The 15,218-nt window shown below is 64.4% G+C and carries 15 protein-coding genes and 1 riboswitch; of the genes, 10 read left to right on the plus strand and 5 right to left on the minus strand.

All coding sequences use genetic code 11. The annotated features are described in order from the left end of the window. Positions 1–81: 81 nt before the first annotated feature. The 5 genes from AYX22_RS19070 (at position 82) to AYX22_RS19090 (ending at position 3,428) form a co-directional block, all read left to right on the plus strand. A complete protein-coding gene (locus tag AYX22_RS19070; protein ID WP_207595021.1) occupies positions 82–723 on the plus strand; it encodes a HutD family protein in 642 nt (213 codons plus the stop codon). A 57-nt stretch (positions 724–780) separates the two neighbouring features. After that, a riboswitch (guanidine-III (ykkC-III) riboswitch) is annotated at positions 781–846 on the plus strand. A 9-nt stretch (positions 847–855) separates the two neighbouring features. Then, positions 856–1,170: a multidrug efflux SMR transporter gene (locus AYX22_RS19075; protein ID WP_207595023.1), complete on the plus strand. Its 315-nt coding sequence runs from the start codon at positions 856–858 to the stop codon at positions 1,168–1,170. A gap of 2 nt (positions 1,171–1,172) precedes the next feature. Continuing rightward, on the plus strand, positions 1,173–1,547 hold the full coding sequence (locus tag AYX22_RS19080; protein WP_278251940.1) for a multidrug efflux SMR transporter: 375 nt from the start codon (positions 1,173–1,175) through the stop codon (positions 1,545–1,547). Between the two features lie 213 nt (positions 1,548–1,760). Then, positions 1,761–2,768: an aldo/keto reductase gene (locus AYX22_RS19085; RefSeq protein WP_207595025.1), complete on the plus strand. Its 1,008-nt coding sequence runs from the start codon at positions 1,761–1,763 to the stop codon at positions 2,766–2,768. Between the two features lie 9 nt (positions 2,769–2,777). Next, on the plus strand, positions 2,778–3,428 hold the full coding sequence (locus tag AYX22_RS19090; RefSeq protein WP_207595027.1) for an MBL fold metallo-hydrolase: 651 nt from the start codon (positions 2,778–2,780) through the stop codon (positions 3,426–3,428). Between the two features lie 141 nt (positions 3,429–3,569). Here AYX22_RS19090 and AYX22_RS19095 read toward each other — a convergent pair whose 3' ends face one another. Both AYX22_RS19095 and AYX22_RS19100 read right to left on the minus strand, forming a co-directional pair. Further along, the gene (locus tag AYX22_RS19095) at positions 3,570–5,291 is read right to left on the minus strand and encodes a DEAD/DEAH box helicase (protein ID WP_207595029.1); all 1,722 of its coding nucleotides are present in this window, start codon (positions 5,289–5,291) and stop codon (positions 3,570–3,572) included. 424 nt (positions 5,292–5,715) lie between these two features. Further along, on the minus strand, positions 5,716–7,122 hold the full coding sequence (locus tag AYX22_RS19100; RefSeq protein WP_207595031.1) for an MFS transporter: 1,407 nt from the start codon (positions 7,120–7,122) through the stop codon (positions 5,716–5,718). A 66-nt stretch (positions 7,123–7,188) separates the two neighbouring features. Between AYX22_RS19100 and soxR the strand changes: the two genes are divergently transcribed. Then, entirely contained in the window at positions 7,189–7,674 is a 486-nt protein-coding gene (soxR, locus tag AYX22_RS19105) for a redox-sensitive transcriptional activator SoxR (protein WP_207595033.1), read from the plus strand. A gap of 24 nt (positions 7,675–7,698) precedes the next feature. Continuing rightward, complete coding sequence (locus tag AYX22_RS19110; protein WP_242703648.1) at positions 7,699–8,433, plus strand: class I SAM-dependent methyltransferase; 735 nt, start codon at positions 7,699–7,701, stop codon at positions 8,431–8,433. Here AYX22_RS19110 and AYX22_RS19115 read toward each other — a convergent pair. Further along, positions 8,430–9,467: an AsnC family transcriptional regulator gene (locus AYX22_RS19115; RefSeq protein WP_207595036.1), complete on the minus strand. Its 1,038-nt coding sequence runs from the start codon at positions 9,465–9,467 to the stop codon at positions 8,430–8,432. The two genes, AYX22_RS19110 and AYX22_RS19115, sit on opposite strands and share 4 nt — an antisense overlap. A gap of 140 nt (positions 9,468–9,607) precedes the next feature. Here AYX22_RS19115 and AYX22_RS19120 point away from each other — a divergent pair, with 140 nt between their 5' ends. Further along, a complete protein-coding gene (locus AYX22_RS19120) occupies positions 9,608–10,825 on the plus strand; it encodes a M20 family metallopeptidase (protein ID WP_207595038.1) in 1,218 nt (405 codons plus the stop codon). A 37-nt stretch (positions 10,826–10,862) separates the two neighbouring features. Then, complete coding sequence (locus tag AYX22_RS19125; RefSeq protein ID WP_207595040.1) at positions 10,863–12,155, plus strand: MFS transporter; 1,293 nt, start codon at positions 10,863–10,865, stop codon at positions 12,153–12,155. Between the two features lie 71 nt (positions 12,156–12,226). On the opposite strand, the gene AYX22_RS19130 is transcribed toward AYX22_RS19125, so the two are convergent. Together AYX22_RS19130 and AYX22_RS19135 are read right to left on the minus strand one after the other, a co-directional pair. Beyond that, positions 12,227–13,504, minus strand: a complete 1,278-nt coding sequence (locus AYX22_RS19130) for a CynX/NimT family MFS transporter (protein WP_207595042.1) — start codon at positions 13,502–13,504, stop codon at positions 12,227–12,229. Between the two features lie 81 nt (positions 13,505–13,585). Beyond that, on the minus strand, positions 13,586–14,152 hold the full coding sequence (locus AYX22_RS19135) for a pyridoxamine 5'-phosphate oxidase family protein (protein WP_207595044.1): 567 nt from the start codon (positions 14,150–14,152) through the stop codon (positions 13,586–13,588). A gap of 154 nt (positions 14,153–14,306) precedes the next feature. On the opposite strand from AYX22_RS19135, the gene trmB reads away from it, so the two are divergent. After that, complete coding sequence (gene trmB / locus AYX22_RS19140) at positions 14,307–15,212, plus strand: tRNA (guanosine(46)-N7)-methyltransferase TrmB (protein ID WP_207595046.1); 906 nt, start codon at positions 14,307–14,309, stop codon at positions 15,210–15,212. Positions 15,213–15,218 lie beyond the last annotated feature (6 nt).

Below are 15,218 nucleotides of genomic sequence, written 5' to 3' on the forward strand. Positions count from 1 at the left end.
AAACTCGCAACGTTTTCCACATATGACGTTAGCAAGCCGCATTGCCAACGCAGAAGCGGTGTCCACCACTAGGCTGGTTGGATGGAGATCATCCGCTTTGCCGACATCCATCCTGAACCGTGGCGCAACGGGGGCGGGGTGACGCGTGAACTCGCCAGCCATCCGAAAGCGGCCTCAGCCCAGGACGGCGCATGGGATTGGCGCGTCAGCATCGCCGACGTCTCCAAAGCCGGCGATTTCTCCGTCTTCCCGGGCATGGAGCGCGTGATCACCATCATCGAGGGCGAACTGCTGCTGCTCACGGTGGACGGATCCGAACACCCGCTCGAGAAGTACCGTCCGTTCCGTTTCTCGGGCGAGGCTGCGTCGGGGGCCACCCTTCCGACCGGGAACATCCGGGATCTGAATGTCATTGCCCGGGTGGGAGCTTTCAAGGGCTACACGTCCATCGTGGAGATCTCCAAGAAGCGTGCGCACCCGGTCTTCGAGGGCCAGCTTGCCGTCCTGTTGGAGGGTAAAGCGACCGTTGCGCCCGGCGCGGCTGTGGAGGAACCCGCTGTGGAGGAAGAGTCCGACGGCGACTCCCCGGCAACCAGTGCGGTCGAACCTGTTGAGCTGTCACGGTACGACGCCGTGGTCGGCTCCGATACCCGCAGCCCGGAAATCTCGGGCCGCGGCTTCATCGCCGTCATCTCGATCGATCACGTGGAGGCCCACGCCTGAGGTGGTGACGTTAACCACCAGAAGTGGCCACCCCGCACGGGAGTTGCTAGCCTGAAATGAAGGTTCCGCTCTGGAACCTCCGGACGACGGTTCAGTACCCGGAATGCGACAAGACTGGCCAAAGGAAATGTCATGTCGTGGATAATTCTCATTCTTTCCGGAGCACTCGAGGCCGTCTGGGCCGCAGCGCTCCACCGCTCCAAGGGCTTCCGTAAACCCGTTCCGACCGTCGTCTTCCTGGTGTCCGTCATCGCCAGCATGGCCGGACTCGCCATCGCGATGCAGTCCATCCCCACAGGCACGGCTTATGCGGTGTGGGTTGGCGTCGGCGTCGTATTGACCGCAACGTACGCAATGGCCACCAAGGTTGAACGTGCGACGACGGCCCGGCTGCTCCTGCTTGCCGGCATCAGCGCATGTGTGGTCGGCCTGAAGGTGGTGGCATAGCCATGACTGCGAACACCAAGAACACCGGCAACGGAATCTTCTGGATCATCCTCCTGGCTTCAGCGCTGCTCGAAGCCGTCTGGGCCACCGCTTTGGGCCTGTCCAACGGCTTCACGCAGCTCACGCCAACCGTGGTCTTCATCATTACTGCGGTGTTGAGCATGCTGGGACTGGGCATCGCGGTGAAGCGAATCCCCCTGGGCACTGCCTACGCGGTATGGGTGGGCATCGGCGCAGCACTCACTGTCGGCTGGGCCATGATCACGGGCGTGGAGTCTGCGAGCCCGCTGAAGCTGCTCTTCATCGCGGGAATCGTGGGCTGTGCTGCCGGCCTGAAGGCCTTGCCTGCCGATAAGCCTGCAGCCAAAGCCGAGTAGCCAACACTCCGCGGTGGGCGCTGGCCCATTTCGATGGCTTGCTGCGCATTAGACGTCTCCTACCATCGAATGCACAGCAAGCCCCCGAATCGGGCTTCACCGCGGACACGGCCAAGGTCCATGTCAGGGAACCCAGCAGGAATACCCACCGCGTCCACGGAGTTCACGCCAACAAAGGGCCCTCTGGAACACCTACGCGCATTGGAGAAATTCATGACTGCAGTTCAACTCGGCGACGGCCTCAAGGTCAGCCCCCTCGGCTTCGGCGGGATGGCCCTGACCCCGGTCTACGGCGGAATCGATCCTGAAGACGGCCTGCAAACACTGAGGCATGCGGTGGACGCAGGTATCACGTTTATCGACACCGCAGATGTTTACGGTGCCGGCAGCAACGAGGAACTCGTGGGCAGGCTCCTGAAGGAGCGGCGCGACGAAATCCAGGTGGCCACGAAGTTTGGAATTGAGGGCAACCCCGCGGACGGGTACACGGGAGTCCGCGGGGATGCGCCCTACATCAGGCAAGCGGCGGAAGCGAGCCTCCGCCGCCTGGACACTGACGTGATTGACCTCTATTACCTGCACCGCCGAGACCTCCGCGTTCCGATAGTGGAAACCGTGGAGGCTATGGCGGAGCTGGTCCGTGAGGGCAAGGTCCGGCACCTCGGGCTGTCGGAAGTGACAGCCGAGGAACTCAGGCAAGCCAACGCCGTCCATCCCATTGCCGCGGTCCAGAGTGAGTGGTCAATCTGGAGCAGGGATGTTGAACTCAACGTTGTTCCTGCAGCCAAGGAACTTGGCGTGGGGTTCGTGCCGTATTCGCCACTGGGCCGTGGTTTCCTTACAGGAACCGTCAGCGCGGGCGATCTGGGCGAGAACGATTTCCGCCACAAGATCCCCCGTTTTGGTGGCGAGGCACTTGATGCGAACCAGGCCGTGGTGGCCGCGGTTCGCGAGGTAGCCAGCGGGCTGGATGCAACTCCGGCCCAGGTAGCCCTGGCTTGGCTGTTCGCCCAAGGTCAGCGCCTTGGGATTTCCGTGGTTCCCATCCCCGGCACGCGCAAAACGCACCGGATCGACGAGAACCTGGGGGCACTGTCCCTGCAACTGGGGACAGCACAACTTGAGGTGCTCGACCAGGCCGCGGCCGCCGTCGTGGGTTCACGATCGGCCGACCCCAACTGGGTGTCACAGGGCCGCGAAGCCAACCCGGCAACTGCATAGACTGACACGATGGATTCGCTTATTCACTCATTGCGTGACGTCACCATTCGCAGCATCTCCGTCAGCGAGATGAACAACAACGTGTACCTGTTGACCTCGAAGTCCACGGGTGCGCAGTTGTTGATCGACGCCGCCGACGACCTTCCGGCCATTCAGCAACTGCTCGAGGACAGTGCCACGGACACGGCCACGAAGCCGAAACTGATCCGGATTGCCACCACCCACCAGCACTGGGACCACGTCCGGGCGCTGCCGGAGTTGGTCGCCTTTACCGGTGCCAGCACTTCCGCAGGAGCGGACGACGCCGATGCGTTGCCTGTTCCGGTGGATGTCCGGCTGGGTCACGGCGACGTTGAGCGGTTTGACGACATCGAGATCACGGCAATCCACCTGCGTGGACACACCCCTGGCTCGATCGCCTTCGTGTACCAGGATCCGGACGGGCCGGCCCACATTTTCAGTGGGGACTCGTTGTTTCCGGGAGGCGTCGGCAACACACAGAAAGATCCTGCACGCTTCACTTCACTGTTGAACGACGTGTCGGAACGACTGTTCGACGCCTATCCGGACGATACCCTGGTGCACCCGGGCCATGGATTACCCACGACCCTCGGAGCCGAGCGGCCACACCTTGCGGAGTGGCGCGCCCGAGGCTGGTAACTTGCGGGGCCTGCTCTGCGCACTATTCCTCGTGGAAAGCGTGTAGAGCGGGCCTCACAACGTTGAGCCCTGGAGTTGCGAGGCCTGCTCTGCGCTCCATTCCTTTCGGAAAGCGTGTAGAGCGGGCCTCACAACGGGAGGTTAGCGGCCGCGACGCTCGTTGGACGCGGGAGCCGAAGCACGACGCGGGCCGCTGCGTGCCGGACGACCTGCGCCGGAGCCACCGCGGCCGGAGTTGCCGGAGGCACCCGAACCGTAGGATCCACCGGACGCAGCGCCCGTAGCAGAGGACCATACGGCCTTGTTTCCGCCGGTGCGGGTGCTCGTGGTGGACGCCGTGCGCGGAGCCGAAGCTGAGCGCTGACCCGTAGCCGGACGACCGCTCCTGCCGCTCTGGCCCTGTGAGCCGGGAACGTCGTTGCGGTGAGTGGAAGCTGCCTTGCCGCGACCGCGTGAGCTGCGGGCGACGTCGTCGTTCATTGCTGCCCGACGCTCAGCGCGGTTGACGTCCGTACGAACCGGCTCAGCCGCGACCTTGCCGCGTCCGTTGCGGCCGCCACGGCCACCAGCGGTGGGAGCAGCCTGCGTGGAACGGCGTGCGCGCTTGCGCTGGGCGTTGGCGCCGGTGGACGTGCCGCCACCCTGCGGGGCTTTCGCCGCGAGGAGGGCTGCACGGGTGCGGGGATCAACCTTGTCAGCGATGTCGCCCACGAGCTCGGCAACCAACGGGGAGTTGGCCGTGACGCGCTCGAAATTGACGTCAACGCCGGCAGCCTTCATGAGCTTCTTGACGTCGCTCTGCTGCTCGGGGAGGGTCAGCGTAACCACAGTGCCATCGGAACCTGCGCGTGCCGTACGGCCGGAGCGGTGCAGGTAAGCCTTGTGCTCTGTGGGCGGGTCCACGTGGATGACGAGTTCGACGTCGTCAACGTGCACGCCGCGGGCTGCGACGTCGGTGGCCACCAGGACGCGGACGTCACCGTTGGAGAACTCGGCAAGGTTGCGGTCGCGGGCGTTCTGCGACAGGTTGCCGTGAAGGTCGACGGCGGGGATGCCGGCGTCGGTGAGGGTCTTGGCAAGCTTACGGGCGTGGTGCTTGGTCCGCATGAAGAGGACGCGGCGACCGGCACCGGAGGCCAGTTCAACGATGAGCTGCTTCTTGACGGTCTGGTCGTTGACCACCAGGACGTGGTGTTCCATGGTGGTGACAGCGGCCTGGGGATCGTCCACGGAGTGCGTCAGCGGGTTGGAAAGGTAACGGTTGACCAGTTTGTCAACACCGTTATCCAACGTCGCGGAGAAGAGCAGGCGCTGACCCTGGGTGGGGGTCATGTCCATGAGCTTCTTGACGACCGGGAGGAAGCCGAGGTCGGCCATGTGGTCAGCCTCGTCCAGCACGGTGACCTCAACGGCTTCGAGGGTCAGGATGCGCTGGCGGATCAGGTCTTCGAGGCGGCCCGGGCAGGCGATGACGATGTCGACGCCGGCGCGCAGTGCCTTTTCCTGGCGTGCCTGGGAGATGCCGCCGTAGATCACCGTGGTGTTCAGGCCCATGGCCTTGGCCAGCGGCTCAATGGTGGCGTTGATCTGGGTTGCCAGTTCACGCGTCGGTGCAAGGACGAGGCCCATGGGGCGGCCCGGCTTGCGGAAGTGCTTTGCTTCGCGCTCGGCCAAGCGGGCCACGAGCGGGATGGCGAAAGCGATGGTCTTGCCGGAACCGGTGCGGCCCCGGCCCAGAACGTCGCGGCCTGCGAGCGTATCCGGGAGGGTCTTCACCTGGATGGGGAATGCCTCTTCGATGCCATCTGCGGCAAGAGACTCAGCAATGGGCTTGGGCGTGCCAAGGGCAGCAAAAGTAGTCATAAACTTCATGTCTTTCGGGCGGTGTCCAGTTGCGGACATCGGCCCCCGACGCCGGTTGGGCCAGGGGTTCGCCGAGGAAAAGTCAGGTGGTCTACCGATTCGCTTCAACAGCGGTGACCGGGACCAAATAGAACGCGTTCATCGACGCAGGATGTGCCTCTCACATGAAAAATGCCCCGCCGCGCAGCCTTTCAGGCCACCTGCTTTAGGGCGTCACCGCACATCAAGTGTTCCCAGCTTAGCAGTGATCGGCGCGAAGCCTTGCATCGGGGCAGGTCAGGCTCCCGTTGCGAGGCCCGCTTTACACGCATCCGGGCTCGAATAACGTGCAGAGCGGGCCTCACAACTCACCCACCCCGCGTTGCGAGGCCCGCTTTGCACGCATCCCGGCTCGAATAACGTGCAGAGCGGGCCTCGCAACGAGTCAGGCGTGGCGCGAGAGCTCGGGTTTCGCGCCCGTGGCACCCATTCCGCTAGCCGCAGAAGCCGCACGGACTGCGACGCGCGGCGCGATCAGGACCCCGACGACGGCGATCACCGCCGTCAGCGCGAAGACCCCCGCAAACGGGTTCGTCGTCGTAAAGGCGGTAAAGACGAGTCCCGTGAGAGCCAGGGAGAGCGCGCCGCCGAGGGAATCGGAGATGGACATGGCCGCGCTGTTGAAACCTTGGTTTTCCGGGGTGGACAGTGCCAACGTGATGACGGACAACCGCGGGTACATCAGGCCCATCCCAGCGCCCGCGAGGATCCAGCCGCCGATCGCCACGGCCGCGGGCAGGGCAAACGCGGCCGTCACCAGCGTGGAGATCACGGCAACCAGCACCAGCGCGGCCCCGATTTTCACGGCCAGATCATCGGCCAGCCGAGCACCAAGACGCCCCTGAACGGCAGAAGCCCCAGCCCAGGCCAGGGCAGCGCCGGTCAGGGTGAGCCCGGCAAATGTCGGCGTGAACGCGTAACGCTCAGTCAACAGGTACGGCAGGTACACCTCGGCCCCAAAGAACGCCGCAGATGCGAGCCCGCGCACCAGAATCACGCTGGGCAACCCTCTGCGTGCGGTCAACGTTCCGCGGGGCACCAGTGGGCGGACCGCCATCAGTGCAAGGACAAGCGCGACGACGGCAATCGCCCCGCCCACGCCCGGAACCTCCGCGGACAGGTTCAGCCCCAGGACAGCGACGGCGGCGAGCGCCGCCCAGCCCATCCGTCCGAACGCCCACGGGACGGGTTCGGCAGCGGGTTCGGAGTTCATCCCCCGGACAGCCGGAACCACCATCAGCAGTGCCGGCACCACCAGGCCAACCACCCCGAGGAACACCCAGTGCCAGCTGCTCAATTGGGCCACGACACCTGCGGCGAAGGGGCCCACCAAGGACGGAACCACCCAGGATGCCGCGAAGGCAGCAAAGATCTTGGGGTGCAGTGCGGGCGGGTAGACGCGGGCCACCAACACGTAGAGGGCAACAGTCATTGCCCCTCCACCGAGCCCCTGCACCAGCCGTCCCAGGACCAGGATTTCCATGGCGCCTGCCATGCCGGCGATCAGCAGACCCGCCACGAACAACGCCACCGAGGAATACAGGGGCGCCGCCGGACCACGGCGATCGGACCAGTTACCCGCAGCCACCATGCCCATCACGCCTGTTGCCAGCGGCCCGGCAAAGGCCAGTGCGTACAGGCTGGCTCCGTCGAGGTCGCGGCTCACCAGCGGCATGATGGTGGTGACTGCGAGGGACTCGAACGCGCTGAGGAATACCAGCGCGCAGGCACCCACGGTGGCCAGCAAGTAGGGGCGGCTCAGAATCCCGGCCGTTGAGGTGTCAGAGGTCATGGTGGTTACCCTAGAACCTCAACTAATGTTGAGGTCAATCCACCACCCTCCACCGGAAGCAATCCCATGTCGCAAGCCCCAACCCACCGGCCACTCACCATTGGCGAGCTGTCCGAGCGCAGTGGAGTGTCGCCGTCGGCCCTTCATTTCTACGAACGCAACGGGCTCATCGAAGCCGAACGCACTGCCGGCAACCAGCGGCGGTACCGGCGCGACATGCTGCGGCGGGTCGCGTTCATCAAGACCTCCCAGCGGGTGGGCCTGCCGTTGAAGGACATCCGCGAGGCGTTGGCTTCCCTGCCGGACGGCCGGACCCCCACCAAGCGCGATTGGGCCAAACTGTCGCTGCGGTGGCGCGAGGAGTTGGACCAGCGGATCGCCGCACTGGAGCATCTGCGTAACGACCTTGACGGGTGCATCGGCTGTGGCTGCTTGAGCCTGAAATCGTGCACGCTGCAGAACCCGTCGGACGAGCTCGGTGCCTCCGGCGCCGGTGCCCAACGCTGGACTTTGCCGAACCAGCAACAGGCATTGCCTTCTGTCCGCCCGTAGCGGCACGCTTGGCATATGACTGAAATGACGCACGACGGCGGTACTCCCCTGAGCGAACACCCCACCAGTGCAGGCGCTCACCAGCACGGGCACCAGCATGAAGGAGCGCAGCAGCGCGGCCTGAACCTCCATGAGGACGCGGACAATGCAGTGGACATGTGGGACGGGATGTACCGGGAGCGGACCAAGGTCTGGAGCGGGAATCCCAACCCGCAACTGGTCGCTGAGGTCACTGGGCTGGAGCCGGGAAGGGCACTGGACCTGGGCTCCGGGGAAGGCGGTGACGCTATTTGGTTGGCCCAGCAAGGCTGGACCGTCACCGCGTTGGACGTATCCGCCGTCGCGCTTGAACGGGCAGCTGCGCATGCAGCGGAAGCCGGCCAGGGTGAACGCATCACCTGGCAGCAACAGGACCTTACCGAATGGGAGCCGGAGCCGGTCTTCGATCTGGTCTCGGCGCAATTCCTGCACTCGCCCCTCCTGCCGTGGCGGGATTCCGTGGCATTGGCGGCAGCGGCAGTCGCGCCGGGTGGCACGTTGTTAATCGTGGGTCATCACCCGCACGGCCTCCCGTCGTGGAGCCACCACCACGACTCCGGCATGTTCTTCACTCCTGAACAGCTGGCGGGCGCCCTGAGGCTGGACCGCGAGCCGTGGTTCGTGAATGTCCTGACGGACCGCGAGCGCAAGGTCTCCGGCCCCAACGGCGAGTCCGGCAGCACCTTGGACACCGTCTTGAGGGCTACCAAGCACGCTTAGATACCGTCAGGCAGCAGCTCCCCATAGGGCGGAACCACCTTGCCCGTGGCAGTCGAGTCCGGGTTCAGCATCCACCCGACCCGCTTCGCCGTGTTCAGCATGACCACGCTCTCCACCAGTTCAATGCCGGGAATCCGCTGCTGGATGGTGAGTTCCATTTCCATGACCTCGGCGAGCGAGCGCAGCCACATGATCATGGTGAAGTTGGTGCGGCCAGTGGTGGATGCGGAGAAGCGGATGTTCCGGATGGCCCGGAGTTCTGTGGCGGCGGCTTCGTGCTCGCCTGCCGGAACGTTCGCGAACCATTGGACAGTGATAGGGAAGCCTGAGAACTGCTGGGCTATTTCGCAACGGAAGGACAGCATACGGCTGTTCAGGACCCGCCCCAGTTGGCGTTGGACCGTGGCGGGATTGCGGCCCAGAGCGCGGGCGATGTCTGCTGCCGTTGCCCGACCGTCGCGCGCGAGGAACGGGATGAGCGCCAAATGGCTCTCAGGGAGCGGGACCACGATGGCGTCCGGCGCTGACGGGTTGGCTGATTCCGGCCCCGCGAGCGCCCGGAGCGCCTGTTGTTCTGCCTTGGTAAGGACGTTGAGCCGCCAGGCGTAGCCGCTGGTGTGGATCCGGGTGCAGAGGGCCGTGTGGTATTTGGTGAGTCCGCGGATCTCTTTCAGCCGGGGTAACAACTGGGTGCTGAACTGCTCCAGGTCCTGCGTGATGACCGTCAGGGTGAGGTCGCGGTTGCTGGCGGCCTCTTCAACGGTGATGACTTCGGGGAGCTGAGCCACGGCCGACGTAACATCCGGCCTCAGATGCATTTCGCAGTCGGTATCCACCATGGCCAGGCACATGTCCTTGGGATCGCCCATCAGGTGCGCCGTGGTCCAGGCTGCCCCTGCGGACTTCAACCGCTCCCATCGTGACGCCAGCGTGGTGGCGTGGACGCCCAGGACTTCACCGGCGTCGGACCAGCTGATCCGGGGCGAAATCTGCAGGGCGTTGATCAGTCGCAGATCTTCTTCACTGAGCTCCATGAGCCAATTCTCCCAAAAGCCTGCATTTTTTCCGCCAAATCCATGGCTTATGTGCATATTTCCAGATGTTTCCCGACATGTGAATCACATCACCCCAGAATGGCATGAGGAACCCATTCCCGGAAAGACCAGGAGAACCCATGACCATCGCTGCCGACGCCCGCGAGTTGAAGGACGACATCGTCCGCCTCCGGCACGACCTCCACCGTGAACCCGAAATCGGACTGCAGCTCCCCCGGACCCAGGAAAAGGTTCTCAAGGCGCTGGACGGGCTCCCGTACGAGATCACCCTTGGCAAGGAAACGACGTCGGTCACAGCGGTTCTGCGCGGCGGTGCGGCTCACGCTTCGGCCGGGAAGCCCGTGGTGTTGCTGCGGGCCGACATGGATGGACTCCCTGTCCAGGAGACCACCGGCGTGGACTACACCTCCCGTATCGATGGCGCGATGCACGCCTGCGGCCACGACCTCCACACCTCCATGCTGGCCGGCGCTGCCACCCTGCTTGCCGAACGCCGCGACCAGCTGGCCGGTGACGTCATCCTCATGTTCCAGCCGGGCGAGGAAGGCTTCGACGGTGCCAGCTACATGATCAAGGAAGGCGTCCTGGATGCCGCTGGCCGCCGAGCCGACACCGCCTATGGGATGCACGTGTTCTCCTCGCTGGAACCCCACGGCCAATTCGTCACCAAGCCCGGCGTCATGCTCAGTTCCTCCGATGGCCTTGTTGTCACTGTGCTGGGCGCCGGTGGCCACGGCTCTGCACCCTATTCGGCAAAGGATCCCGTCACGGCCGCCGCCGAAATGGTCACCGCCCTGCAGGTCATGGTGACCCGGCAGTTCAACATGTTCGATCCCGTAGTCCTGACCGTCGGTGTGCTCCACGCAGGAACCAAGCGCAACGTGATCCCCGAGACCGCCCGCATCGAAGCCACCATCCGGACCTTCTCAGAGGAGTCCCGGCGGAAGATGATGGAAGCAGTACCCAGGCTTCTGCATGGCATCGCTGCAGCCCACGGTTTGGAGGCGGACGTGCACTACCAGGAGGAGTACCCCCTCACCATCAACGATGAGGATGAGACCACCACGGCGGAGAAGGTCATCGCCGGAATGTTCGGTGAGTCCCGGCATACCCGCATGGCCACGCCGCTGAGCGGTTCCGAGGACTTCTCCCGCGTCCTCGCCGAAGTCCCCGGCACCTTCGTGGGACTCAGTGCTGTTGCCCCCGGCGCCGACCACACGACGTCGCCGTTCAACCACTCGCCTTACGCAATGTTCGACGACGGCGTCCTCACCGATGGTGCAGCGCTGTATGCCGAACTCGCGGTATCCCGCATCGCCGCCCTCGCCGGCAACTAAGCCCTACCTCCCAGCCCGCCCCACCTTGGAGAATCTCATGACCACCACCGCAGGAACGTCCCCCGACGTCACGGTCCACAAATCCCACGCGCGGACGCTCATTGGAACCGGCATCGGCAACGCCGTTGAATGGTACGACTGGGCAATCTACGCGACGTTCTCACCATTCATCGCCAGCGCCTTGTTCAGCCAGGCCGACCCCACGTCAGCCGTGCTGTCCACCCTGGCGATCTTCGCCGTCGGGTTTGTCGCGCGGCCGTTTGGCGGCTTCGTGTTCGGCTGGATTGGCGACCGGATCGGCCGGAAGACATCCATGACCGTTGCCGTCGCGCTGGGCGCGGTGGGGAGCCTCCTCATCGGCATCGCGCCGACGTTCGCCGCCGTCGGCGCCTTCGCTTCGGTGATGCTGCTGGTGGCCCGGCTCATCCAGGGCCTTGCGCACGGTGGTGAGTTGCCGTCGTCGCAAACGTACTTGTCCGAGATGGCACCCAAGGAACATCGCGGCTTTTGGGCAACCCTCATCTACACCTCGGGCACCGCCGGAATCCTGGCCGGAACGCTGCTGGGGGCCATCCTGACCAACGTCCTGAGCAAGGAAGACATGAGCGCTTGGGGTTGGCGGATCCCCTTCCTGATCGGTGGAGTCCTGGGCATCTACGCCTTGTTCATGCGGGCCAAGATGAAGGAAACCGAAGCGTTCGAGGCAGAGGCTCCGACCGAGAAGCGCCTGCCGATCCTGCCGCAGATCATTAAGTACCGCAAGCAGGCGTTCCAGGTCATTGGCCTGACCGTGGGCCTGACGGTTGTCTACTACATCTGGGGAGTCGTGGCGCCGAGCTATGCAGCCACCTCCTTGAAGATGGACCGCGGTGAAGCCTTGTGGGCAGGTGTTATTGCCAATGTGGTGTTCATCGCCGCCCTGCCGTTCTGGGGCAAACTCTCGGACCGCATCGGCCGTAAGCCTGTCATCATCGTTTCAGCCGCCGGCGCCGCCCTCCTGCACTTCCCCATGACGTGGCTACTCAAGGATTCGCCGTGGCAGCTGGCCGTGTCCATGTCCGTGATGCTGTTCTTCATCGCCGGCAGCGCTGCAATCGTCCCGGCCGTCTACGCCGAACTGTTCCCGACGCACATCCGCACCATCGGAGTCGGCGTTCCGTATTCCATCTGTGTCGCGGCCTTCGGTGGCACGGCCCCGTACCTGCAGACCTGGCTCGGCAGCATCGGGCAGGGCTACCTGTTCAATGTGTACGCGGTGATCCTGCTGCTGGTCGGCATCGCGTTCGCCTTCTCCATCCCGGAGACGAAGGGCAAGGACCTGACCGTCTAAGTCTTCCCAACTGGGTGACAGCACGTGTTCCAATGAGCCCTCATTGCGACGTGTGCTGTCACCTACTTGGGTTAAACGAAGCGGTCCCTGCCTGCCCGGTAACCGAAGAACGCGGCCAAGGACCCGACCACCAGGAACAGGATTCCGGCTGCTGCGAAGCCACCCGTGGCTTGGTGCAGCTGTCCGACCAAGAGGGTGCCGACCGAGCCCACGCCATAGCCAACTCCCTGCATCATCCCGGACAGGTGCGCGGCCGTATGGGCGTCACGGGTGCGGACCATGATCATGGTGAGGGCCACCGCGGTGAGCGATCCTTGGCCCAGCCCGTTCAACCCCGTCCAGACCCAGATGAGTTCGGTGGGGCCGAAGATCGTGAGCGCGAACCCACCGCCCGTCATCAAAGCCACCACCATGTTGATGATCCGCTGGTCCTTGAAACGTGTGGCCAACGCCGGGGCAAACAGTGAGCCCAGCATCTGCAGCACGATCGACACCGAGACGATCAGACCCGCCGTGCTGCCGTCTATCCCCCGATCGCGCAGGATGGGCGCCATCCATGCGAACACACTGAACGACATCATCGCCTGCAGCACCATAAACATCGTGACCTGCCAGGCTACGGCTGAGCGCCACACGTTCACGCCACCGTGGACTGCCTGGTGCTTTATCGCCGGCTGGCGGATTGCCACCGGCAGGAACAGCAGAAGTACGACGGCGGCAGGCACCGCCCAGAACCACAGCGCCGAGGTCCAGTGGCCGGTTGCCGCAAAGACCGGATACGTGAAGCCCGCGCCAAGGGCCGCCGATGCGCATATTGCTGTGGTGTAGAGGCCGCCCATCAGGCCCATGCGGTGCGGGAAGTCCCTTTTGACGACGCCGGGAAGGAGGACGTTGCACAGGGCAATGGCCGCTCCGCAGGCCGCGGTGCCAGCGAGAAGCGTGGGAAGGTGTCCTGCTCCGGGGATCTCCAGGGGCCGCAGCAGCAGACCTGCGGTGAGGACGGCCATGGCGCCCAGGAGCACCCGTTCTGCTCCGAACCTGCGGGCAAGGATGGGGGCAAGCGGCGCGAACACGCCCAGCAAAGTGACCGGCACCGTGGTGAGGACCACGAGCGACCAGCCGGGCAAACCGGCGTCGGACGTTATTTCCGGCAGGACCGCGGAGAAGCTGGAGAAGACCGTGCGTAGGTTGAGGCCAATCAGCACCAGGCAGATGGCCAGGTACACGAGGCCCCGCTTGCCACGCAGTTGCGTGGGATCCGCTGGTGGTTCCTCGCCGATCTCGGCGTCCACTGCGAGGTCGGACAGGAATGATTTCTCTGGGTAGCCGGGCGTCGTCGAGGAGGTCACACGTCCTATTCTGTCAGCCGGGTTGAACCAGGTGCTTGGTGGGCGGGATGTGACCGGCTTTGACCGAGGTTTCCCTTGCCGTCAGGGAACGATCTCCTGACCGCTCCACACGCCGGCTTTGGGGGTGAACTTCCAGCGCCTGTGCGTAGTCCCTGAAAGGTCGAGCCAATCCACGTCTGCCATCTCAATTGCCATCCAGGCAAAACGGTCAAATGCCTTTTCACCCACAACCGGCTCCCCATCGGACTCCGGGGAACCCGGGAGGGGCGTGCCCGGAACACGGCCCGAGGCATAGAGATGACGGCCGCCCGGGCTTACCCGGTCCCAGGCACGGCTTCGCTCGTCAGCGTCATCAATAAAGGACGCAGTGCCCCTGATGCGCAATTGCACCCCACGGTTGCCGTCGTACATCGTCAGGGCAACAGAGGGTACCCGTTCAATCTCAGCGACCTTCTCGGAGAAAGCGTTGGTGGCAACCATGATCTGTCCCGTCGCGCGGTCGAAGGCACGGAGAATGACGGCACGGATCCTCGGTCCTCCGTCCAGCCCAAGGCTCCCAAGGAAACCCAGAGTGAACGGGGTGCGCCCTGCGGTGGCATCTGCCAAGGACGTAAAGACCTCTTCAAGTGTGTCCTCGCTTGCAACCATTCCCCTATTCTCCCGTTGCCGGCCAATTGCATCAACGAAACGTCTCCCCTCCTGAGAAGGAGCAAAGGCACGTCACGTTCAGGCAAGCGGGCCACCCTGACCCCTGGCTCTCGGCGGGAGAACCCACAGCCCCAACCAAAGTATTCTGGAAGCGATGAGTGAAACCCCAGATTCCCCGCGACCCGTCACGCCCGGCAGCCAAGCCTCCTTCGGAACCTACGGTGGCCGTCCGGTCAGCTTCGTGCGCCGCGGAACCCGCCTGCAGGGTCGCAGGCAGGCCGCCTGGGAAGAGCACGCCGAGCGCTGGGCTATCCAGGTCCCACGCCACGTCGCCAACACCTCCGTGCACCCTGATTACACGTTCGATGCCGAGGCCGTTTTCGGGCGTAAGGCACCGCTGATTGTGGAGATCGGTTCAGGCCTGGGTGACGCCGTCGTACATGCCGCTGAGCAGAACCCGGACAAGGACTTCCTGGCCGTCGAGGTCTACACGCCCGGTTTGGCGAACACCATCATCAAGATCAACAGCCGCGGCCTGACCAATGTGCGCGTGGTGGAAGCCAACGCCCCCGAGGTCCTCGAGTCGATGCTTCCCGAGGGTTCGGTCAGCGAGCTTTGGGTCTTCTTCCCGGACCCGTGGCATAAAGCCCGGCACCACAAACGCCGGCTCATCCAGCCCGCGTTCGCTTCGGTCGCCGCCAAAGCCCTCGAAAAGGGTGGCTACTGGCGCATCGCTACGGACTGGTCCAACTACGCAGTACACGTCCGCGAAGTGCTGGCAGATTCCACGGAATTCGAGAACATGCACGAAGGCGAGCGCAGCGGCGAGGAGAGCCCACTGACGCAAGTGTGGCAGTCCGGCGTCGAATCCGTTGTGGGCGGCGCACCGGTGAGGGAAGGCCGCGCGCCGGTCAGCACCGAACACACTGGTCCGAACGAGGGCGTGGATGAAGAAGGGGGTTGGGCTCCCCGGTTCGACGGCCGCATCAGGACCAGCTTTGAGAACAAAGCCCACGAGGCCGGACGCATGATCTTCGACCTCACTTACCGCAAGATCTAGCCGAAG

Source organism: Arthrobacter sp. D5-1 (genome assembly GCF_017357425.1).
GTDB lineage: Bacteria > Actinomycetota > Actinomycetes > Actinomycetales > Micrococcaceae > Arthrobacter.